General features: G+C 74.3%; 19 protein-coding genes, 4 pseudogenes and 1 riboswitch. Of the genes and pseudogenes, 8 read left to right on the plus strand and 15 right to left on the minus strand.

Going from position 1 to position 20,623, the window contains the following annotated elements; all coding sequences use genetic code 11:
• Window positions 1–63 precede the first annotated feature (63 nt).
• From ABT048_RS37015 to ABT048_RS37030, 4 genes are all read right to left on the minus strand, one after another.
• Window positions 64–1,524: an APC family permease gene (locus ABT048_RS37015; protein ID WP_350526015.1), complete on the minus strand. Its 1,461-nt coding sequence runs from the start codon at window positions 1,522–1,524 to the stop codon at window positions 64–66.
• Between the two features lie 122 nt (window positions 1,525–1,646).
• The gene (locus ABT048_RS37020) at window positions 1,647–2,651 is read right to left on the minus strand and encodes a chitinase (RefSeq protein ID WP_350526016.1); all 1,005 of its coding nucleotides are present in this window, start codon (window positions 2,649–2,651) and stop codon (window positions 1,647–1,649) included.
• Between the two features lie 195 nt (window positions 2,652–2,846).
• Window positions 2,847–3,410, minus strand: a complete 564-nt coding sequence (locus ABT048_RS37025) for a TetR/AcrR family transcriptional regulator (protein WP_350526017.1) — start codon at window positions 3,408–3,410, stop codon at window positions 2,847–2,849.
• Window positions 3,407–3,769, minus strand: a complete 363-nt coding sequence (locus ABT048_RS37030) for a DUF1304 domain-containing protein (RefSeq protein ID WP_350526018.1) — start codon at window positions 3,767–3,769, stop codon at window positions 3,407–3,409. The genes ABT048_RS37025 and ABT048_RS37030 overlap by 4 nt, the downstream gene beginning before the upstream one ends.
• 110 nt (window positions 3,770–3,879) lie before the next feature.
• Between ABT048_RS37030 and ABT048_RS37035 the strand changes: the two are divergent.
• The 3 genes and pseudogenes from ABT048_RS37035 to ABT048_RS37045 form a co-directional block, all read left to right on the plus strand.
• Window positions 3,880–4,011: pseudogene (locus tag ABT048_RS37035) on the plus strand (hypothetical protein); the annotation flags it as partial.
• A gap of 815 nt (window positions 4,012–4,826) precedes the next feature.
• A pseudogene (locus ABT048_RS37040) lies at window positions 4,827–4,910 on the plus strand (hypothetical protein); the annotation flags it as partial.
• A 42-nt stretch (window positions 4,911–4,952) separates the two neighbouring features.
• Window positions 4,953–5,243 carry a hypothetical protein gene (locus ABT048_RS37045; RefSeq protein WP_350526019.1) on the plus strand — a complete coding sequence of 97 codons (291 nt, stop codon included), beginning with the start codon at window positions 4,953–4,955 and terminating at the stop codon, window positions 5,241–5,243.
• A 3-nt stretch (window positions 5,244–5,246) separates the two neighbouring features.
• On the opposite strand, the gene ABT048_RS37050 is transcribed toward ABT048_RS37045, so the two are convergent.
• From ABT048_RS37050 to ABT048_RS37065, 4 genes and pseudogenes are all read right to left on the minus strand, one after another.
• Window positions 5,247–5,855 carry a hypothetical protein gene (locus ABT048_RS37050; protein WP_350526020.1) on the minus strand — a complete coding sequence of 203 codons (609 nt, stop codon included), beginning with the start codon at window positions 5,853–5,855 and terminating at the stop codon, window positions 5,247–5,249.
• A gap of 455 nt (window positions 5,856–6,310) precedes the next feature.
• Entirely contained in the window at window positions 6,311–6,769 is a 459-nt protein-coding gene (locus ABT048_RS37055) for a hypothetical protein (RefSeq protein ID WP_350526021.1), read from the minus strand.
• Window positions 6,770–6,980: 211 nt separating this feature from the next.
• Window positions 6,981–7,784 (minus strand): S8 family serine peptidase, encoded by an 804-nt coding sequence (locus tag ABT048_RS37060; protein ID WP_502894116.1) that lies wholly within the window; start codon window positions 7,782–7,784, stop codon window positions 6,981–6,983.
• 89 nt (window positions 7,785–7,873) lie between these two features.
• Window positions 7,874–8,020, minus strand: a pseudogene (locus ABT048_RS37065) (AAA family ATPase); the annotation flags it as partial.
• On the opposite strand from ABT048_RS37065, the pseudogene ABT048_RS37070 reads away from it, so the two are divergent.
• A pseudogene (locus ABT048_RS37070) lies at window positions 8,019–8,405 on the plus strand (chitosanase); the annotation flags it as partial. The pseudogenes ABT048_RS37065 and ABT048_RS37070 overlap by 2 nt on opposite strands.
• Before the next feature lie 105 nt (window positions 8,406–8,510).
• On the opposite strand, the gene ABT048_RS37075 reads toward ABT048_RS37070, so the two are convergent.
• The 6 genes from ABT048_RS37075 to ABT048_RS37100 form a co-directional block, all read right to left on the minus strand.
• The gene (locus ABT048_RS37075; RefSeq protein WP_350526023.1) at window positions 8,511–9,032 is read right to left on the minus strand and encodes a hypothetical protein; all 522 of its coding nucleotides are present in this window, start codon (window positions 9,030–9,032) and stop codon (window positions 8,511–8,513) included.
• A gap of 111 nt (window positions 9,033–9,143) precedes the next feature.
• Entirely contained in the window at window positions 9,144–9,920 is a 777-nt protein-coding gene (locus tag ABT048_RS37080) for an LPXTG cell wall anchor domain-containing protein (RefSeq protein WP_350526024.1), read from the minus strand.
• Window positions 9,921–10,250: 330 nt separating this feature from the next.
• Window positions 10,251–10,964, minus strand: a complete 714-nt coding sequence (locus ABT048_RS37085; RefSeq protein WP_350526025.1) for an IclR family transcriptional regulator — start codon at window positions 10,962–10,964, stop codon at window positions 10,251–10,253.
• A 200-nt stretch (window positions 10,965–11,164) separates the two neighbouring features.
• A riboswitch (SAM riboswitch) is annotated at window positions 11,165–11,307 on the minus strand.
• Window positions 11,308–11,464: 157 nt separating this feature from the next.
• On the minus strand, window positions 11,465–11,893 hold the full coding sequence (locus ABT048_RS37090) for a DUF7144 family membrane protein (RefSeq protein ID WP_350526026.1): 429 nt from the start codon (window positions 11,891–11,893) through the stop codon (window positions 11,465–11,467).
• A gap of 249 nt (window positions 11,894–12,142) precedes the next feature.
• Window positions 12,143–13,765 (minus strand): sulfatase family protein, encoded by a 1,623-nt coding sequence (locus tag ABT048_RS37095; protein ID WP_350526027.1) that lies wholly within the window; start codon window positions 13,763–13,765, stop codon window positions 12,143–12,145.
• Between the two features lie 57 nt (window positions 13,766–13,822).
• Complete coding sequence (locus tag ABT048_RS37100) at window positions 13,823–15,058, minus strand: hypothetical protein (protein ID WP_350526028.1); 1,236 nt, start codon at window positions 15,056–15,058, stop codon at window positions 13,823–13,825.
• Window positions 15,059–15,556: 498 nt separating this feature from the next.
• Here ABT048_RS37100 and ABT048_RS37105 point away from each other — a divergent pair, with 498 nt between their 5' ends.
• Entirely contained in the window at window positions 15,557–16,045 is a 489-nt protein-coding gene (locus ABT048_RS37105; protein ID WP_350526029.1) for a DUF6325 family protein, read from the plus strand.
• A gap of 24 nt (window positions 16,046–16,069) precedes the next feature.
• On the plus strand, window positions 16,070–16,369 hold the full coding sequence (locus tag ABT048_RS37110) for an SHOCT domain-containing protein (protein WP_350526030.1): 300 nt from the start codon (window positions 16,070–16,072) through the stop codon (window positions 16,367–16,369).
• Between the two features lie 103 nt (window positions 16,370–16,472).
• Here ABT048_RS37110 and ABT048_RS37115 read toward each other — a convergent pair whose 3' ends face one another.
• Window positions 16,473–16,994: a hypothetical protein gene (locus ABT048_RS37115; protein ID WP_350526031.1), complete on the minus strand. Its 522-nt coding sequence runs from the start codon at window positions 16,992–16,994 to the stop codon at window positions 16,473–16,475.
• A gap of 288 nt (window positions 16,995–17,282) precedes the next feature.
• Between ABT048_RS37115 and ABT048_RS37120 the strand changes: the two genes are divergently transcribed.
• Together ABT048_RS37120 and ABT048_RS37125 are read left to right on the plus strand one after the other, a co-directional pair.
• The gene (locus ABT048_RS37120) at window positions 17,283–19,112 is read left to right on the plus strand and encodes a glycoside hydrolase family 15 protein (protein WP_350526032.1); all 1,830 of its coding nucleotides are present in this window, start codon (window positions 17,283–17,285) and stop codon (window positions 19,110–19,112) included.
• Between the two features lie 30 nt (window positions 19,113–19,142).
• Window positions 19,143–20,564: an MFS transporter gene (locus ABT048_RS37125; protein WP_350526033.1), complete on the plus strand. Its 1,422-nt coding sequence runs from the start codon at window positions 19,143–19,145 to the stop codon at window positions 20,562–20,564.
• Window positions 20,565–20,623 lie beyond the last annotated feature (59 nt).

Genomic DNA, 20,623 nt, shown 5'->3' on the forward strand with positions numbered 1-20,623 from the left:
AGGCCCGGCCCGGCTCCCCCGCGCACGGTGCGCCGCGGGGGAGCCGGGCCGCGGCGCCGGCGGCTACCCGGCCGGTGCGGTGAGGGGGTCGGCGCGCTGGGCCTCCAGATACTCCTCCCGGATCTCCTTGGGCCCGAACGGCCAGGCGCCCTCGACCTTCGACCAGACCAGGAAGGCGACGCCGCCGAGGGCGACCCAGGCCAGCGACCACTCGACGGGGTGCACACCCGGGTTGGCCCGGTCCGCGTAGCCGTAGATGACCAGCCAGCCGACGGCGGCCACGATGCTCGGCAGCGGGTAGAGCAGCATCCGGTAGGGGCGGGCGAGGTCCGGCTGCCGTCGGCGGAGCACCGTCACGGCGGCGATCTGGGCGAGCGCCTGGACGATCACCATGACGCTGGTCAGCAGGGCGATCAGGATGCCCAGCGGCGGGTGCGCGGCGGTGTCGCCGACGTGCCGTGCGAACAGGAAGCCGGCGGCGGTGACCGTGACCATGGCGACCAGGCCGACCACCGGGAAGCCGTGCCGGGGGTGCAGCCTGGCGAAGGAGCGGAAGAACATCCCGTCCCGGGCCGCGTCGTGGGGCACCCGGGAGCCGCCGAGCAGGCCCGCGAGGACGGAGGCGAAGGCGGTGACGAGGATCAGCACCGTCACGGTGTCGGCCGCGCCCCTGCCCCAGGTCCGCTCCAGGACGGCGGAGGCGACCGACTTGGCGGCGACGTTGTCCGGGTCCAGCATGTCCCGCCAGTCGACGACGCCGAGGACGCCGATCTGCATCAGCAGGTAGACCGCCATGATGGCGGTGATCGAGTAGATGATCGCGCGGGGCATCACCCGGCCCGGGTTGCGGATCTCGGCGCCCAGGTAGGAGGCGGTGTTGTAGCCGAGGTAGTCGTAGATCCCGATGGTCAGGCCGGCGGCGAAGCCGGTCCAGAAGCCGCCGTGGGTGAGCTCGACGGCGTGGGCGGGCCAGGTGAAGGCCAGCGAGGGGTGGAAGTCGGTGAAGGAGGCCAGGATCACCGCTCCGACCGAGAGGATCATCACGATCCACATCCCGATCGTGATCACGCTGATGTCCTCGACGGTGCGCCACAGCGCCACCAGGACCAGGGCGAGCACGGCGACCCCGACGACGTCCCCCTGGAGCGTCGTCATGTCCGGCCACAGGTAGGCGAGGTACTGCACCAGGCCCTGCACGCCGGTGGACATGATCAGCGGGATGAAGAGCATGGCCGTCCAGACGAACAGGAACGGCATCAGCCGCCCGGTGCGGTACTGGAAGGCCTCACGCAGGTAGACGTAGGTGCCGCCGGCGCCGGGCAGCGAGGCGCCGAGCTCGGCCCAGACCAGGCCGTCGACCAGGGCGAGCAGCGCGCCGGCGACCCAGCCGATCACGGCCTGCGGGCCGCCGAAGGCGGCGACCATCAGCGGGATCGTCACGAACGGCCCGATGCCGCACATCTGGCTCATGTTGATCGCGGTGGCCTGGAAGAGGCCGATTCTTCGGGTGAAGCCTGAGGACACGGATGGCTCCGGGGGGTGGGACCGGCCGGGGGTGAGGACCGGCCGGGACGGGGACGGGCCGGGGCGGGACGGGCGGGGAACGGGAGGGAGCCCGGCGGACGGATCGGGGCGGGGCGGCGGCCTCAGCCCTGGTACTGGACGACGATCCTGGTGAACTCGTACGGGGACTGCGGGACGCCGCTGCAGGCGTCGGCGTCCGTGCCGGAGCCGCACGCACGGTCCCGGTTGACGGACCAGAAGGCGAAGCGGGCGAGGTGGTGCTGCTTCGCGTAGCCGAGGATGGTGCGGAAGTCGGCGGTGGTGACGGTCTCCCCCGCCTCGTCGGTCTTCCCGTTCATCGAGGAGACGCCGATGTGCCGGTACGCCGCGTCGTCGCCGTAGCCGTACGCGCTCTTGACCGCCGCCTTCAGCCCGTCGAGCGCACCGACCGTCGCCTGCCCCATGGTGCCGCTGTGGCCGCCGAAGTCGAAGGGCATCACCACCCAGCCGTCGTTCGCCAGGCCCGCGGCCGCGCCCCGCTTGATGAGGTCCTTGCCGTTGGCGTCGGGTCCGCTCGGCGTGGTGCCCATGGTGACGTAGGTGACGATCCCGGGGTTCCTGGTCTTGACGATCTTCAGGGCGTCGACCACCCGCTGCCGGACCGTCGCGTTGCCGAACTCGGTGTTCTCGATGTCGATGTCGAGCGCCTTCAGCCGGTAGGCGTCGATCACCTTCTGGTACGCGCCGGCCAGGGCGCTCGCGCTGGAGCACTTCTCGCCGAGCTTGTTCCCGCTCCACCCGCCGACGGAGACCACGACGTCGCCCCCGGCCGCCCGGATCGAGTCGATCGCGGCCTGGTCGGTGCCCCCGGTGAGCGCCCGGCTGCCGTCCCACTTCGGGTTGCACCCGCCGTCGGAGAGGACGAACGCCAGCGTGAACCACTTCACCCCGGCGGCCTTCATCACGTCGGTCGGCTTCTGCGGGTTGCCCCAGCCGAGGTACTCGTACGGTGCGGCGGCCATCCCGGGGACGGCCGTCGCGGCGGGGGCGGCCGCGGCGGAGGTCACGGGGGCCAGCAGGAGCGCGGCCGGGCCGAGCGCGACGGCCAGCAGCGGGGCGGTGAGACGGACTCCGATGGTCTTGCGCATGCCAACTCACTTTCGTCGATTCCGGGGGAACGGTGACGGCAGGTCAGGGAGGCGGGAGCGGCCCACCGGTGCGGACGGCGACGGTCCGCCGGTGGGTGTCTCACAGAATCGGGGCACCGGGCTCCGGGGTCAATGACTTTCGTTAGGAAAGTTTCCCAACTGTGCGTCGGGCCACAACTGCGGGCCGACGGCCGTTCAGAGCTGCGGCGTGCGGTGCAGGGAGATCAGCAGCCGCCAGACCTGGTGGGCGACCCGCTCCGGGCCGGCCTCGATCCGGCCGTGCAGCCAGTCCCCGAGCACGCCGGTGAAGGTGCCGGCCACGGCGGCGGCCACCAGGTCGGGCTCCGGGGCGCCCGCCAGGGCCCGCTCGGCCCGGCTGCGCTCCCGCAGGTCACGGGTGAGCACCACCCCGAGCGGTCCGCCGCCGCCCGGGGTCAGCAGCGCCCGGTAGAGCGCGGCGTGCGGCACCAGATCGACGAAGAACCCGGTCAGCGCGGGCGGCGGGGCGGACGGGTCCGGCACACCGCGCCAGGCGTGCAGGGCGTCCACGGCCGCCCGGACCACGTCGGCGCAGGCGTCCACCGCGAGCGCGTCGAGGTCGGCGTAGTGGACGTAGAAGGTGGCCCGGCCGATCCCGGCCCGGCGCACCAGCGCGGCCACGTTGACCTCCGCCAGCGGACGTTCGGCGCACTCCTCCAGCAGCGCCCGGCGCAGCCTGGCCCGGGTGCGCTCCGCCCGGGGGTCCTGGGCGGCGCTCATCCGGCGAGCAGCACGGCGCCGAGTGCGACCGCCCCGGGCAGCGCCTGCGCCACCAGGATGCGGCGGTTCGCGGTGGCACCGCCGTACAGGCCGGCCACGACCACGCAGACCAGGAAGAAGAGCTGCGCCTGACGGCCGACCTCGCCGCCGGCGACCAGGCCCCACACCAGCCCGGCGGCGAGGAAGCCGTTGTAGAGCCCCTGGTTGGCGGCGAGCGGTGCGGTGGTGCGGGCGAGCGCGGCGTCGAAGCCGGACAGCCTGCGCCCCGGCCCCCGCTCCCACAGGAACATCTCCAGCACCAGGATGTACCCGTGCAGGAGGGCCACCAGGGCGACCAGGACATCGGCGGTCACGCGCATCTTCGGCTCCGGAGCTCGATCCGAACTTCATGGACAGGTGTCCACCATACCTGGACAGGTGTCCATGAAGTCCGGTCTCCGTCCACATCGGAGGCGCCCGGCGCCGGGCCGTGCTGGCCGCGCTCGCCCTGGACGCCAACCGCATCGTGCCGGTCGAGCGGCTGCTCGACCTCGCCTGGGACCACACCCCGCCGCCCACCGCGCGGGCCGCACTGCAGGGTCACGTCGCCAGGCTGCGCGCCCTGCTCGGCGACGGCCTGCGCCTGGAGACCCGCACCCCCGGGCCAGCAGGTCGACACCGCCGCGGCGGCCAGCCTGGCCGCCGCCGACCGGCGCACGGCCGCCGCGCTGGAACTGCTGCACCTGGCGCACCTGGTCGAGGAGAGCGCGCCGGGCCGCTTCGAGCGGCACGACCTTGTACGGCTGCACGCCCGGCACGCGGCCGAGGAGATGCCGGTCGCCACCCGGCACGCGGCCCTGGAGCGGCTGTTCGACCACTACCTGGCCGCGACCGCCGCCGGGCTCGTCCTCGCCCGGCCGGAGGCCCGCCACCACCGCCCGGCCCACCCGCCGACCGGCGGCACCCCGGAGTTCGCCACGTCCGCCGACGCCCTGGCCTGGTTCCGGGCCGAGGAACCGGCCGTCCGCGCCCTGATCGCCCTGGCCTGCCAGTGGGGCGCCCGCCGGCACGCCTGCCGGATGGTCGAGAACGCCGGCTACCTCTACCTCGACGCGGGCCTGTTCCGTGCCCGGGAGGAGGCGGCCCGGCAGGCCCTGACGGCCGCCGAGGCCACCGGCACCGCCGCCGACTGGCCGCACCTGTACTCCGACCACAGCCTCTCGCTGGGCAGGCTGGGCAGGCTGGGCAGGCGGCGGGAGGCCCTGGAGCAGTCCGAGCGCGCCGTCGCCGTCGCCGACCCGGAGAGCCGACCCGTCCTGCGACACCGCTACCTCAGCATGCGGACCAGCTTCGCGGACGACTACGGCGAGCCCGGCAGGGCCCTGGCGGGCTTCGCCGAGACGGTCGCCCACGCGCGGGAGCAGGGCGACCCCCCGGCTGCTCTCCCAGGCGCTCAACAACCTGGCGCACACGCTGTTCCGGGCGGAGCGCTCCGAGGAGGCGCTCGCACCGATCGAGGAGTCGCTGGAGCTGCTGGCCGGGCACGAGTCGGACCCGTACCTGGTGATCTCCACCAAGACCCACGCCCAGATCCTGCGCGCCCTGGGCCGCACCGACGAGGCCGTGGCGCAGATCCACCGGGTGCTGGAACTCGGCCGGGCCCAGGGCAACCAGGCCCACGCGGAGTTCGACTTCGCCGACTTCATCGGCCAGGTGATGTACGACCAGGGGCTGGTGGCCGAGGCGCGCCGGCACTGGGAGCGGGCCCTGGAACTCGCCGCCGAGCAGGGGCGGATGACCCGTCAGGTGGAGCTGGTGCAGGCCCGGCTGGCCCGCTGCTCCCCCGCGGAGTAGTCGTCAGCCGCTCCACGAAGTGGTTGTGCTGGTCGTGGTGGTCGTGCTGGTCGTCCGGGTGGCGCCTCCCGCCCCGGCGGTCCGGCCTGCCGGGGCGGCCGGCCGCAGGAAGTCGGGCTCGGAGCCCGCGGTGGTCGTCCGCACGCCCGGGGCGGTGGTGCCGCTCGCCGGACCGGTCGAGGTTCGCAGCGCGGCCGGGCCGGCCGGGGCCGCCGGGGCACGGTGTGCGCTGGTGGTGCGGCGGGCGGCGGGGGCCGCGGTCACCGCCGGGGACTCGTCACCGCCCGGGGTGACCCGCTCGATCCGCAGCACCAGGTTGCGGTCCTGGCGGTCGCCCGCCGCATCGCGGTTGCGGCTGTGCACGGCCTGCGTCAGCACACCCCGGATCTCCTGCCAACGACCCTGCACCGCACGGATGTTGGGACACCACTCGCCCGCGTGGCAGTGCTCCAGGTCGAGCTGCCAGCGCTCCGCCTCGACGAGGTGGACGGCGCCGACCTCGCCGGGGACCTCCACCGGCACGGCACCCGGGACGGTCACCACCACCCGCTGCGGGAACCGCCCCTCCACCGCCGTCACCGTGATCCGGCTCGCCCCCTGGTACCAAGCCATCGCTGTCCTCTCCTCGTCCGTCCTCGCGTCGACCGCCGCCGCCGATCACCGGCTCCCGGCTCCCGGCCGCTCCCGGCCGGCCTCAACCGGTTGCACGGACGGCACCCCCTCCAGGGTTCGATCCGCCCCGATCCGATCTGAACCCCTCGGCGCACGGCTTCCGTTCAACGGGGCGAATCGAAGGGCCGACCCGGCCCGCGCGGTACAGCTCGACCAGGGTGTCCTGGTCCACGGTTGCACGGCCCCGGGTGGGGTGATCGGCGCGCTGCTGGGCGCCCACGGGTGAGTCGACGGCTTCCTCGGCCACGGCTCCGTCCTTCGCTCCGGTACAACGGCATCGGCGGGCAGCCGCGGGGACGGTGTGTGATGAGCCCCGGTGCGAAGGTGTCCGGGTGGCGGTTGCCCGACGGCCCGGGAGCCCGGGTGCCCGGGACCGGGCGCTCAGGACCGGACGCTCAGGACCGGGCCGCGAGTGCGGCGGTCAGCTGCTGGACGCCGTCCTCGCCGAAGCGCCGCACCAGGACCGCGATCCAGCCGGCCAGTTCGACCCGCTCCCGCTCGGACCACGCCGCGGCCGAGGGATGCTCGTCGACCACCAGGGCGCGGGCCAGCATCAGGTGCTCGGCTCCGGGGGCCGGCCAGGCCCGGCCCTGCCGTCCGTGCAGGGCCATCCGCCGGGCCACGGCGATGACCTCCCGGGCGGCGGCCGGGGGGACGCACCACCCGGTCGGGACGGCCCCGGTCGGGACGGCCCCGGCGGGCCGCTCGGCGGCGGCGGCCGGGGCGGGCGCCGGTTCGGCGGCCTCACCGGCCAGCCAGGCGGCGATCAGCCGACGCGCCGTCGCCTCGTCGTCCGGCCCGCTCCCGCCGCGCCCGGTGCCGCCCTGCCCGTTACCGTCCCCACCGCCCGTCATGACCGTCAGTCTGTCACCATCACGGTCCACCGCCCTGGTCCTCATCGGAGCCCACCTCACCCATCTGCCCGGCCCTGGACGCGAGCCGCTCGCCCGCCTGTCGTGTTGTTGAACGGAAAACGTGCTCGCGATTGTTCACCTGGGCGGCACTTTGCCGGAGGAAACCTCGCCGGCGCGCGGGACGGGCCCCGCCGCGCCCCGGACCGGGCCGTCAGCCGGCGGCGCGCCCGGTCCCTCGGCGGCCGAGCCGCGCGGTCAGACCGCCGAAAGCCACCAGCAGGACCACCCCGGCGCTGCCACCCGCCACCGCGAGGGCCCGCCAGGCCTTCGAGCGGTCCGGCCCCGGGTCCACCCGCACCGGGTCACCCGGGTCGGCCGCCCGGGCCGCGCCGGGCCAGGAGCCGGTGCCGGCGGCGACCGGGTCGACCACCCCGAAGCCCACCGCGGCGTCCGGCAGCCGGGTGCCGGGGTGGTAGGCGGTCGTCTCCAGCCGCCGGGTCAGCTGTTCCGCGGTCAGCTCGGGCCGCAGCGCGAGCACCAGGGCGGCCGCGGCCGCCACGTAGGCGGTGGCGCAGCCCGGTCCGGAGGCGGTGAACAGGCCGCCACCGGGCCCGGTACCCGTCACGAGCTCGCCGGGCGCGGCCAGGTCGACCCGGCCGCCCAGGCCGCCGCCGGACGGGCCGTTCGGCCCGGTCGAGGCCACCGCGAGCACGCCCGGGTAAGAGGCCGGGAACACCGGCGAACTGCTGCTGCGACCGTCCGGGGCCGCCGGGGCGACGACCAGCGCGCCGTGCGCCGCCGCGTACGCGACGGCGTCGCCGAGCGCGTCGCTCGGCCCGGGGACGGGCACCTCGACCGCGATCACCCGGGCGCCCTTGTCGACGGCGGCGCGGATCCCGCCGCCCAGCAGGTCCGGGGTGGTGGCCCCGGCGTCGTCGGTGACCACGATCGCCGGGACGCGGGCCTCGGGGGCGAGGCCGGAGGGGCCGGCCTCGCCGGTGCGGCGGCGGGCCACCAGGGCGGCCGTGAAGGTGCCGTACCCGGCGCAGTCGCGGCCGACGTCGCCCGTGCCGTACAGCCGGGGGCCCGAGCTGCAGCCGCCCGCTGCGCGGTGTGCCCCACGTACCGGCCGACCAGGTCGGCGCGGGCGGTCTCGACCAGCTGGCCCGCGGGCAGCACGCCCAGTTCGGCCAGCAGCCACCCGTACAGCCGGGCGACGGTGGTCTTGCCTGTGCCGGGCGGCCCGGCGAAGCAGGCCCGGACGGACGAGCGGGACCGGGTCTACTTCAACCCCTCGGTGATGCAGGCCCAGACCGACGGCCTGCACGCCCTCGGCCAGTTCGTCTACTACGACGCCATCGTCGTGCACGGCCCCGGCAACGAGCCGGTCAGCTTCGGCGGCATCCGGGCCGCCGCCATGAAGAAGGCGAAGACCCCGGCCCAGGGCGGCGACGAGAAGGCCTACCTGGCCGCCTTTCTCGACGCCCGCCGGGCCGCGATGAAGACGGAGGCCGCCCACGAGGAGACCGACCGGGTGGACACCGAGCAGCTGGTGTTCCTGAAGGCGGGCAACCTCGACCTCAAGCCCCCGCTGGCCTGGAAGGTCTACGGGGAGTCGTTCAAGATCGACAGCTGACGGGCCCCGGCACGACGGAGCCGGCACGACCCGGCCGGCACGACCCGGCCGGTACGACCGAGGGGCGGCTGCCCGCACAGCCGCCCCTCTTCGCCGACTCCCGCTTCACCAGCCGGTGGTGGCCCGCCGTACGGCCGGGGCCGGGGCCTGGCCCGGGGCGGTCCGGTCGGCCGGCGTCCCCCGCCGCTCCGCCGGCCGCAGGGCGCCGAGCGCCGGGTCCGAACTGGTCCGCACCAGCGGTGCCGAGGCCGGCCCGATCGCCCCGGCCGTCTCCCGCCGCGCGGCCGGGGCCGCGGCGCCGAGCGCGTCGAGGCGCAGCACGAGGTTGCGCGGCAGGTCGGTGCCGGGCACGCCCGGCCAGTGGCAGTCCCGGGCGCGGACCTCCCGGCTGCGCACGCCGCCGGTCTCGGCCACCGGGCCGGGCACCACCTGGACGTCCGGGCGCCAACCTCCGCCCGGCCGGAGGTGTTCGAGCCTCAGCTCCCAGGTGTCCGCGTCGACCACGAGCGACTCCCCCACCCGGCCGGCCAGCACCAGGGTGCCGTACGGGGTGATCACCACCGCCCGCTGGTCGAAGTCGGCGTCCTTGCCGGTCACCGTGATCCGCCAGGATCCATCGACGAACATCTCACTCCCCTTCCGTGGACGGCCCGGCGGCACAGGCCGTCAAATGCCGTGGGGCCCCGAGGTCCGGTGTTCCCGGACCCCGGCGCCGCGATCGCCCCGATCGGTGCTCGGTCAGGCGCGGCGCTTGGCCGCGACCTTGCGGGCGGCGAACACCAGGCCCGCACCGGCGGCCAGCACGGCGCCGCCGGCCAGGGCGAGCGGGGTGTTGTCCCCGCCACCGGTCTGGGCCAGCGCCGGGGCGGTGCCGGTCGCGCTGGGCATGGCGGACGGCGTGGCCGACGGGGTGGTGGTCGGGGTGCCGGTCGGGGCCGGGGTGGTGGCCGACGGCGTGGCGCTCGGCGAGGCCGGGACCGACTTGATCGGGGTCGGGACCGGGGTCGCCGGGACGGAGGGGGTGGTGGTCGGGGTGCCGGTCGGGGCCGGGGTGGTGGCCGACGGCGTGGCGCTCGGCGAGGCCGGGACCGACTTGGTCGGGGTCGGGACCGGGGTCGCCGGAACGGAGGGGGTGGTGGTCGGGGTGCCGGTCGGCGTCGGGGTGGCGGACGGGCACAGCGGAACGTCCGCGACCTTCTTGTCCACGTGGGTGTCCGCCAGGGTGTAGCGCCAGGTGTCGCCCTTGCCCGAGTAGCTGACGGTCAGCTTGACGGTGGCGTTGGCGTCGATGCGGCCGTGGTACTCCTCGGAGCCGCCGACCAGGCTCAGGGTGTAGTCGCCGGCGGCCTTGTAGCGGTTGCCGAGGACGAGCTCGACGTGGCCGGCGTCCGCCCGGCAGCCGACCTCCAGCGAGGCGTCGCTCGGCTTCCAGGCGAAGGCGGTCCCGGTGCCCGCCAGTGCGAGGGCGGCGACCGCGCCCCCGGTGACCACGGCCGCCCGGCGTACGTGCTTCATCTGTGCTTCTCTCCTGTGGAGTTCGTGGAGCAGGGAACGCCTCGCGCGCGCCCCGGGGGGGAGATCGGGGGAGCGCGCGAGGCGGCGAGCCCGGACCGCCGCCGGCCGCCGTGGCGGCGGCGGGTGACGGCGGTGCAACGCGGCCCCCGACCCCTGCACGGATGGCGTGCCGTGTTCGGTTCACCCCGTTCCCGGTGTCGCCGGCCGCCGCCTCCTCCCGGCCCGCGCCAGAGGACCGCGCGTCCGGGCAGCGCGAGGCCGGACGGGGCGAAGCCGGGCAGCGCGAAGCCGAACGGCGCGAAGCCGGGCAGGCGCGGCCCGGTGAACCGGTCAGGTGTGGCGCAGGGCCTCGGTGAGCCGGTGGGCCGCCTCGACGACCGCCTGGGAGAGCTGGGCTCCAGGGTGCCGGGTGAGCCGCTCGATCGGGCCGGAGACCGACACCGCGGCCACCACCCGGTTGGACGGGCCGCGGACGGGCGCGGACACGGAGGCGACCCCGAGTTCACGCTCGCCGATGGACTGGGCCCAGCCGCGCCGCCGGACCCCGCTCAGCGCGGTGGCGGTGAAGCGGGCGCCCTGCAGCCCGCGGTGCAGCCGCTCGGGCTCCTCCCAGGCGAGCAGGACCTGGGCGGCCGCACCGACCTTCATCGGGAGGGTGCCCCCCACCGGTACGGTGTCGCGCAGGCCGGAGAGGCGCTCGGCGGCGGCCACGCAGATCCGGATCTCGCCCTGGCGGCGGTAGAGCTGGGCGCTCTCGCCGGTCACGTCGCGCAGGTGGGCGAGGACGGAGCCGGCTGCGGCCAGCAGTCGGTCCTCCCCGGCGGCCGCCGAGAGCTCGGTGAGCCGGGGGCCGAGGATGAACCGGCCCTGCATGTCCCTGGTGACCAGCCGGTGGTGTTCGAGTGCCACGGCGAGCCGGTGGGCGGTGGGCCGGGCCAGGCCGGTGGCGGTGACGAGTCCGGCCAGGGTGGCGGGACCTGCCTCCAGGGTGCCGAGGATCGAGGTGACCTTGTCGAGCACGCCGACGCCGCTCGTGTTGTCCATGGATGGGTACTCCGTCTCGAATCCCGTGAGCGGCGGGTGGGCTTCGCTCACGGGGGCTCCCGGACGGGGAGCCGGGGGGGTGGTCAGCGAGGACGGGCCGGAGAAGTCGGCCGATTGCCTGCGCCGGGCACGAGACGGGTACGCGGAAGGGCCGGGGCGGGAAGCGCCCGGGCGAAGGACAGCACAGAGAGCACCGTGTCTCCTCATCTTTCCCGCGCCACAGTGGCGACAGGCCGGAGTTGGCACTGCCCCCGCACGGCACGGCGCGTACTTCGGACGCCGGGTCGAACGGGGAGTTGCCGGGGCTTCGTAGGGCCGGTCCCTCCACCCCTCTGGATGATTCGCGAGGAACGATACAAGATGCCCCGGGCCGCCCGCCAAGCCTCCCCCTCCACTCGCCCTCCGCTCGCCCTCCACTCCCCTCCCCCGGACGCGATCGGGCCGGCCACGCGGTGGTGGCCGGCCCGGGGGTTCCTACGGGCCGTCGGCCCGTCGGGTGGTCAGCTCGCCTTCTTCGTGGTGCCGACGCACAGCGCCCAGATGACGAAGGCGTCGAGCGCGATCAGGACGATGGCCCAGAGCGGGTAGTAGGGCAGCCACAGGAAGTTGGCGATCATGCTCAGGCCGGCGACGGCGACACCGACGACCCGGGCCCAGGGAGCACCGCTGAACAGCGCCACGCCCGCCAGCACCAGGACGACCCCGACGATGACGTGGATCCAGCCCCAGCCTTCGGTGTTCATCGAGTAGACGTAGTGCCGGGTGACGACGATCAGGCTGTCCTTGGTGATGGCGGCGATCCCCTGGAACACCGCCATGATGCCGCCGGCGATCATCATGACCCCGGCGAAGATGGTCCACCCGGTCGCGAAGGGACGGGGTTCGGGGGCGTGGGTGCTGGGGCCGGCCCCGGCAACACTGCTGGTCATGACATTGACTCCTTCGGTGGCAACCGCCTCTCGGGGAGCGGGAGACGGGAGGGGCGGGCAGCCGGGCGGTGGGGCCCGGCTGCTCGCATGACGACCGCCTGGAAGGGAACAGAAGTCCTACGTTCACGGTAGGGCCGGACTCCCGTCCTGTCGTGCGCGGACCGCGACGAGGTCACGGACCGTGACGCCGCGTCCGTGGGGTCGGCCACGACGTCGGCCACCGGTCCGGCCACGAGGTCGGCCACGGGTTCACCCGCGGGCCGCGGCGCCGGCGGGCACGGGACGGTCGGTGTCGCCGTGCCAGGTGGGCCAGCCGAGCAGCCGGGGGCGTTCGGTGACCCACGCGCGGGTGTCGGCGCCGACCTCCGCGGTGATGAGGTCCTCCAGCCGGGCGCTGTACCGGGCGACGAGGTCGCGGTGGGCCGGATCGGCCGCGAGGTTGCGCACCTCGCCGGGGTCCTCCTCCCGGTCGTAGAGCACCACGTCGTTCTGCGCGTACAGCGCCTCGGGGCTGGTCGGGCGATTGGGCCGGAGCGGGGAGAAGTAGCGCCCGAAGCTGTACCGCCGGTCGAGGTAGCCGCGCAGGAAGCCGCGCTTGTCCCAGTCCGGGCGCAGTTCCCCCGACTGGATGCGCTGCTGGGCCTGCGGGTCGGCGAACTCGAACCAGAACCCGGCGTCCAGGGCGGTGATCGACTCGACGGCGGTGAGCACGCCCTCGCGGACCTCCCCGCCCTCCAGCACCGGTGACAAGGAGTGACCGTGCAGGTCGGGGAAGCGGGAGGCGGCGGCCGCCCGGTCCAGGCCCGCGAACTCCAGCAGGGTGGGCGCGATGTCGACCGCGGAGGCGAGCGCGTCGGTGCGGCCGCCGCCGGGCGCGTCCGGGTGGCACAGCACGAACGGGACGTGAAAGTTCTCGTCGTAGAGCAGGTTGCCCTTCTGGCGCAGGCCGTGGGAGCCGGCCATCTCGCCGTGGTCGGAGGTGAACACGACCACCGTTCGGTCGGCCTGGCCGGAGGCCTGCAGCGCGTCGAGCACGAGGTCGATGCTGCGGTCGACGTCCCGGATGGCGTTGAGGTAGAAGTTCAGGCCGTCGTACCAGTGCCGGTCGTCGGCCACCGGACCGAACACCGTGTCGAGCATGCGCGCGAACTCCGCCACCGCCGGCGCGGCGCCGGAGAGGTCGTCGTGCAGGCTGGCGGGCAGGTCGAAGTCCCAGCGGCGGCGGTAGAGCGGGACGTCGGCGGGGCCGCGCGCCAGCACGGCGTGCGCGAGGCCGAAGGGCAGCCGCACCCGGGGCTTCCCGCCGTAGTCGAAGCTCATGATGTCGTGCGGGTTGACGAAGTTGACGGCCATGAACCAGGGCTGGTCGTCCGCCACCGCCGGGGCGCGGTTGCGCAGCCACTTGACGGCCTGGCCGGCGATCACGGGGTCGATCTTGAGCCCGGCCCAGACGCCGCCGTCGATGTCGCCCCAGTCGTTGAACTCGCTGAACCCGTAGGGCTCCAGGGCGTCGGTGGTCGGTCCCGGGTTCTGCGGGGTGACGTAGGCGTTCGACAGGTGCCACTTGCCCTGGTACGTGCAGTGGTAGCCGGCCTGGCGCAGCATCGTGCCGAGGGTGCCCAGCGCCGGGTCCAGCGGGCGGATGTAGGGCATGTTGTCGTTGTCGTAGATCTCGGTCAGCGGCAGGTGCCGGCCGGTGTAGATCACGGACCGCGCGGAGCTGCACATGGCCGAGGCGGTGTAGTACCGGTCGAAGGTGGTGCCCCGCTCGGCGAGTCGTTCCCGGGCGGGGAGCGTGAAGCCCTGCGGGCGGGGGATCGCGGCCCGCTCCTCGTCGGTGACGATCAACAGGATGTTCGGACGACTGGTCATGGCCACCTGCGCTGTGTGCGGGGAACGGTCGGGGAGGTCCGCGTCGCGCGGACGGGGTCACTCGCCGGTCCGGCTCCCGGCACCGGCCTCGTCGGTACGGCTGTCGGCGCCGGCCCGTCCGGAGGCGGCGAGCAGCGCCAGGACGGCGAGCACCGCGAGCAGTACCAGCACGAGCAGCAGCACCGTCAGGACGGTCGGGTGGTTCCAGAGGGCGAACACCAGGGCGACGATCAGCACCGCCGCGAGGACGAGCCACCGGCGGTGGGCGTCGGTCCAGGTCCCGACCCGGCCGGTGTGCACGCCGTGCGCGTCGCTCCAGCCGGCGACGGAGTCGGCGACGTGGTCGGCACCGCCGCGGACGGCGCGCGGCATGCGGCCCGCACCGGAGAGGTAGGCGCCGAGCGCCACCACCACGCCCAGGACGATCGCGGTGCGCAGACTGATCCGCAGGAAGTGCAGCAGCGTGTCGAAGACCGCGGCCGCCGCGGCCGGGGACTGCACGGCGGGCGGCAGGTGGTCCAGGTAGTAGTGGCGGGCGATCACCAGGGCGATCGCCACCAGCAGGCAGGCGAAGGCCGCGCAGAGGGCCGTGGTCACCAGGGCCCGGCGGCGGCGCCGGGCCAGCACCACGCCGATCACGCCGATCAGCACGGTGATGATCGGCAGCCAGTTGCCGATCACGTCGAGGGCGTGCGCGTAACCGCGGATCTTGGCCAGCTTGTCGGACTGGAACAGCACCAGCTGCTTGTTGACGTCCGGGATCTTCTCGGCCGGGGTCAGCCCGGCGGACACCAGGTCGTCCTTCAGCTTGTCGACGGCCGTCCCGACGTTGAGGGTGACGGTGCCGTTGTCCACCTCGACCGCGCCGCGGCCGTGGCCGGTCAGGGCCTGGACCACGGCCTGGTGGGCGGCGCGGTTGGCCTGCGTCCAGACGGTCGCGAAGGCGTCGCTCTGCACGACCTTGGTGGCGGCCTTGGTGACCACCTGGTCCACCGCGTCGTCGATCTTGGGGCCGAGCGACTTGACCGCCGCGGCGGCCCGGGGCGGCAGGCCCTGCGACTGCAGCCAGTCGCCCACGTCGGAGGCGACAGCCGGGCCGTCCACCTTCACGTCCACGGCCTTCGTGATCCGGGCGACCGCGGCGTCCTGGATCGCGGGGTTGGTGGCCAGCGGGGAGACCGTCGAGACGTACCGGTCGGTGTCCAGCGCGATGTCGTGCACCCAGACGGTGAGCAGCGAGACGGGCACCAGGATGCAGGTCAGCGTGATCAGCACGGCGGACACGGTGCTCATCGCGATCCTCGCCGCCCTGGAGGGGTGCCGGGCCCCCGAGGGGGTGCCCCCGCTCCCGTTCGTCGGCCCGCCGGGCGGCGGCCCGGACGGAGGCGGCCCGGACGCGGGCGGCTCACCCGACGCAGGACCGCCCGCCACAGGACCACCCGCCGCAGCGGGCCCGGACGGAGCAGGCCCGGACGGAGCAGGCCCGGACGGAGCAGGCCCGGACGCCGAGGGCTCACCCGAAGGGGGCTCGGAAGGATGCGGCTCCAGTGGCCCGTTCAACGGCACTCCCGATGTTCGGCACGCGGCCGTACCGCCGCTGTTCACCATTCACGCCGCAAGGTCCCCCGTCCGGCACGCCGGACTGGGCCGCCCGGACGAGGGCTCCGCCGGATCCGCGTTCCCTCACCCGGAACAGGTGATCCGCGGAGGGGGTGGCGGCCCCTAGCGTCGAAGCAGTGACCGGCCCGGCGGGCCGGGCGCCGGATCCCACACGAAGGAAGGAGCACCGCCATGGCCGAGGACGTCCTGGCCGAGAGCGGGCCCATCGACTACCTGGTGGTCGAGTTCCCCGGCAACCGCATGACCGGGGAGGGGCTTCCGCTGTTGATCGACCTGGTGGACCGGGGTGTGATCCGCATCCTGGACTTCGCGTTCGTACGCAAGGACAGCGACGGCACCGTCACCGGGATGGAGATCGCCGACTTCGACGGTGACGGTCTGCTGGACCTGGCCGTCTTCGAGGGCTCCGGGTCGGGGCTGCTCGACGACGACGACCTGGGCGAGGCCGCCGGGGCCATCGAGCCCGGGAACTCGGCCGGGGTGCTCATCTACGAGAACACCTGGGCCGCTCCGTTCGCCACGGCGCTGCGCCGGGGCGGCGCCCGGGTGGTCGCCAGCGGCCGGGTGCCCATGGCGGACCTGCTGCGCTCCCTGGACGAGCTGGACGACGTCGAGGACGCGTCCGACGACCCCGCGACCCGGCCGTCCGCCACCGAGTGACGCCACCGAGAGGAGAGACGAGTCATGCCTGGACTGCTGCGCGGTATGGCGCGCACCGCCGTCGTCGCCGGAACGGCGACCGCCGTGTCCAACCGGGTCTCCCGCCGTCAGGCGGGTCGTTGGGCCCAGCAGGACATGGCGGCCGAGCCCGCTCCGCCCCCACCGGCCGCGGCACCCGCCGCTCCCGCGGCGCCTCCGGCGCCCCCTGCGGCGAGCATGGACGACAAGATCTCGCAGCTGCAGCAGCTGGCGCAGCTGAGGGACCAGGGAGTCCTCACCAACGAGGAGTTCGCGGCGCAGAAGCAGCGGCTCCTGGCCGGCTGAACGCCCCCCGCGTGCCGGTGCCCCGTCCCGGTCCGGGACGGGGCACCGGCACGTCGGAGCCCGGACGAAGCGTGCGGGCGGCGGCACCACCCGCACCGGTGGTTCAGTGCCCGACGGCGACCTTGGCCGCCACGATGACCAGCCCGAGGACCAGGTTGACCGCGCCCTCCACGACGACCTGACGGGCCGGGGCGCCCGCCCGGTGGGCGCCCAGCGTCGCCCAGGCCACCTGCTGGGCCACCGCGACGCCGAGGGCGAGCCAGGCGCTGTTGCCCGTCCCGAGCCAGGGACTGACCAGCACCGCCAGGGCCGGCAGCCCCGACGCCTCGACCAGCGGCCACTCGTGCCGGCCGACCTGGCGCACCTGGGGCCAGCTGACCTGGCGTCCGATCTCCCGCTGCCCGGCCACGTGCGCGTAGACGTGGGCGATCCAGAAGACGAGCCCGGTGATCACCAGCAGCAGGATGAGCGACAGCCGCGGGTGCGGTTCGTGGACACCGGCGGCCGCGATCACGGAGGCCGCCAGCATCGAGCCGTAGACCGCGCCGGCGTAGTCCGTCCGGTTCCCGTTCCCCTCCGGGGCCGGCCCGGACGGGGCGGGGGTACGGCTGCGGGACGTTGTCACGGCGTCTCCTCCCGTCACCGTGCCGGGGACGGCCGGTGAACCGTCGCCGCCATTGTCACCGGATCTCCGGGGCCCGGCCTCACCCCGGGCAGGTGAGGGGTCGGCAGGCGGGGGGCCGGAGGTGAGGGGCCCGCGCGCGGCCCCGCCCGGGCGGCCCGCGGCGCCCCGGCCGCCGGACGTTCACCCACGCCGGGTGATCCGCGGCCGGGCCACCCTCCGTAGCGTGTCGGCGAAGGGCCGATTCCTTTCCCCCATCCGGGTTCTTTCCTCACATCCGGGGAGCGCAGCATGGACGCCTACCCTCCGATCGCCGAGCACGGGGTCATCGGCGATCTGCAGACCGCCGCGCTCGTGTCGACCGGAGGCGACATCGACTGGTGGTGCACGCCCCGCTTCGACTCCCCCAGTCTCTTCGCCTCCCTGCTGGACCACGCGAAGGGCGGCAACTGCCGGCTCGCCGTCGACCGGGACGCGGTGCCCGACGCCGAGGTGAAACAGCTCTACCTCGCGGGCACGGCCATCGTGGTCACCCGCTTCCTCGCCCCGCAGGGCGTGGCGGAGGTCGTCGACTTCATGCTGCCCGACACCTCGCCGACCCCGAGCGACCGGCACCGGATCATCCGTACCGCCCGGGTGGTGCGCGGACGGGTGCCCTTCCTGCTGGAGTGCCGGCCCCGCTTCGACTACGGCCGCGCCCCCCAGCGGCTCACCCTGCCGGACGCACGCTGCGCGGTGCTGCAGGGCCCGGACCAGGAACTGTGCGTCCAGGCCACCGATCCGATCGTGCTGCACCCCGACGGCTCCGACGTGACCGCGCGCTTCACCCTGGACGCCGGGCAGATGGCCACCGTGCTGCTCACCGCCCGGCCGCCGGGCGACGCCCCGCCCGCCCCGCCCGGTGACACGGACGCCCTCGCCGCCTTCGACGCCTGCCGGAAGTTCTGGTACGAGTGGCTCAAGTCCTCGAACTACCAAGGACGTTGGCGGCAGATCGTGGACCGCTCGGCGATCACGCTCAAGCTGCTCAGCTACCACCCGACCGGCGCGCTGATCGCCGCCGCGACCATGGGACTGCCGGAGCAGATCGGCGGGGAGCGCAACTGGGACTACCGCTACACCTGGATCCGGGACGCCTCGCTCTCCGTCCACACCCTCATCGGCCTCGGCTTCCAGGACGAGGCGGTGGCCTTCCGCCGGTGGGTGCGGGAGCGGATCGAGGCCGCCCGCGGCGAGGGCGAACGCCTCCAGATCATGTACCGGATCGACGGCGACCCCCACCTGACCGAGGAGACGCTGACCCAGTGGGAGGGCTACCGCGGCTCCTCCCCGGTGCGCGCCGGGAACGCCGCCGCCGACCAGCTGCAGCTGGACATCTACGGCGAGGCCGCCTACGCGTTCGCCGCCCAGGAGACCGACATGGGGGCGCTGCGCGGCTGGGACGCGTTCCGCCGGCTCGTGGACTGGCTGACCGAGCAGTGGGACCGCCCGGACGAGGGCATCTGGGAGACCCGCGGCGGACGCCAGGACTTCACCTACAGCCGCCTGATGTGCTGGGTGGCCTTCGACCGCGCCATCCGCATCGCCCGGAGGTTCGGCCGCCCCGCAGACCTCGACCGCTGGAGCTCGGAGCGCGACGACATCCTGCGCCAGATCGTGCAACGCGGCTGGAACCCCGGGCGCCGCGCCTTCACCCAGCACTACGGCACCGACGTCCTGGACGCCTCGCTGCTGCTCATGCCCAAGGTCGGCTTCCTCTCCCCCACCGACCCGGACTGGCTGTCCACCCTGGACGCCATGGACCGGGAACTGGTCGAGGACAGCCTGGTGTACCGCTACGACCCGACCGCCTCACCCGACGGACTGCGCGGCTCCGAGGGCACCTTCAACCTCTGCACCTTCCTCTACGTCGAGGCCCTGGCCCGGGCCGGCCGGGTCGACCAGGCCCGCTACGCGTTCGACAAGATGCTCACCTACGCCAACCACGTCGGCCTGTTCGCCGAGGAGATCGGCCCCTCCGGCGAGCAACTGGGCAACTTCCCGCAGGCGTTCACCCACCTCGCCCTCATCGACGCGGCGCTCGCCCTCGACGAGGAACTCGACCGCCGGGGCGCCGCCTGACGCACCGCCCCTCGGAGAGAGGATCCGGGAATGACCGGCACCGCCACCGCCTCCACCTCCGCCTCGGCCGCGGCCGGGCGCCGGGTGCTCATCCCGCTGGCACTGGCCCAGTTCATCTGCAGCTTCGCCGGCTCCAGCATGAACGTGATGATCAACGACATCAGCACGGACCTGGACACCACCGTCCAGGGCGTCCAAGTCGCCATCACCGTCTTCCTGTTGGTGATGGCCGCGCTGATGATCCCGGGCGGCAAGCTCACCGACCGCTGGGGCCGCAAGCGCTGCCTGATGGCCGGCCTCACCACCTACGGCGTCGGCGCCCTGCTCAGCGCGGCCGCCCCCGGACTCGGCGTCCTGATCCTCGGCAACTCGATCCTGGAGGGCGTCGGCACCGCCCTGCTGATCCCCCCGGTCTACATCCTGACCACCCTGCTGTTCACCGGTACCGCCACCCGGGCCCGCGCCTTCGGCACCATCATGGCCTTCGGCGGCATCGGCGCGGCCGCCGGCCCGCTCCTCGGCGGCCTGCTCACCACCGCCATCGACTGGCGCGCCAACTTCGGCTTCCAGGCCGTCGTCGTGGCCCTGATCGTGTTCTTCACCCGCAAGCTGGAGGACCCGCTCCCCGCCGACCCGACCCGGTCGTTCGACACCGTCGGCGCCGTCCTGTCGGCGGCCGGGTTGGTCCTGATGGTCACCGGCATCCTCGCCGCGGACAACAACACCTGGCTGATGATCGCCCTCCTGGTCGCCGGGGCCGCGGTGCTGGCCGGCTTCTTCCGCTGGATCCGCCACCTGGAACGCGACGGCCGCGAACCGCTGCTGGCCACCAGCCTGTTCCGCAACCGCACCTCGAACCTGGGCCTGGTCACCCAGAACGCCCAGTGGCTCGTCCTGATGGGCGTCTCGTTCACCGTCGGCGCCTACCTCCAGGTCGTCCGCGGCTACAGCGCCATCGCCACCGGAGGGGTGTTCACCGCCGCGACCCTCGGCCTGCTCGCCACCTCGCTCGCCGCCGAACGCCTCGCCGAGCGCCACGCCCAGCGCACCCTGATCGTCACGGGCTTCGCCGTCACCACCGTCGGGATCGTGGTGCTCCTCCTGCTGGTCCGCGCCGTCGACAGCGTCTGGGCCTTCACCCCCGGTCTGCTGCTGATCGGGCTGGGCATCGGCCTGATGCTCACCCCCTCGGTCAACATCGTGCAGTCCGCCTTCCCCGACAGCCGCCAGGGCGAGATCTCCGGCCTCTCCCGCAGCATCTCCAACCTGGGCTCCTCGCTGGGCACCGCGATCGCCGGCACCATCCTGGTCGCCGGACTCAGCCGGAACGCCTACGCGGCGGCCATGGGCGTCCTCGCGCTCTGCGGCCTCATCGGCCTGTGTGCGGCCCTGTTCCTGCCCGGTGGCCGGGCGGGTGCCGCGGACGGCCCGGGAAGGGAGGCCGACCGATGAGCCCGGCTGCCCGGCGCTCCCGAGCGTCCGCCAACAGGGGGGTCTCCCGTCAGAACCAT

This window comes from Kitasatospora sp. NPDC096140 (assembly GCF_040303045.1).
GTDB lineage: Bacteria > Actinomycetota > Actinomycetes > Streptomycetales > Streptomycetaceae > Kitasatospora.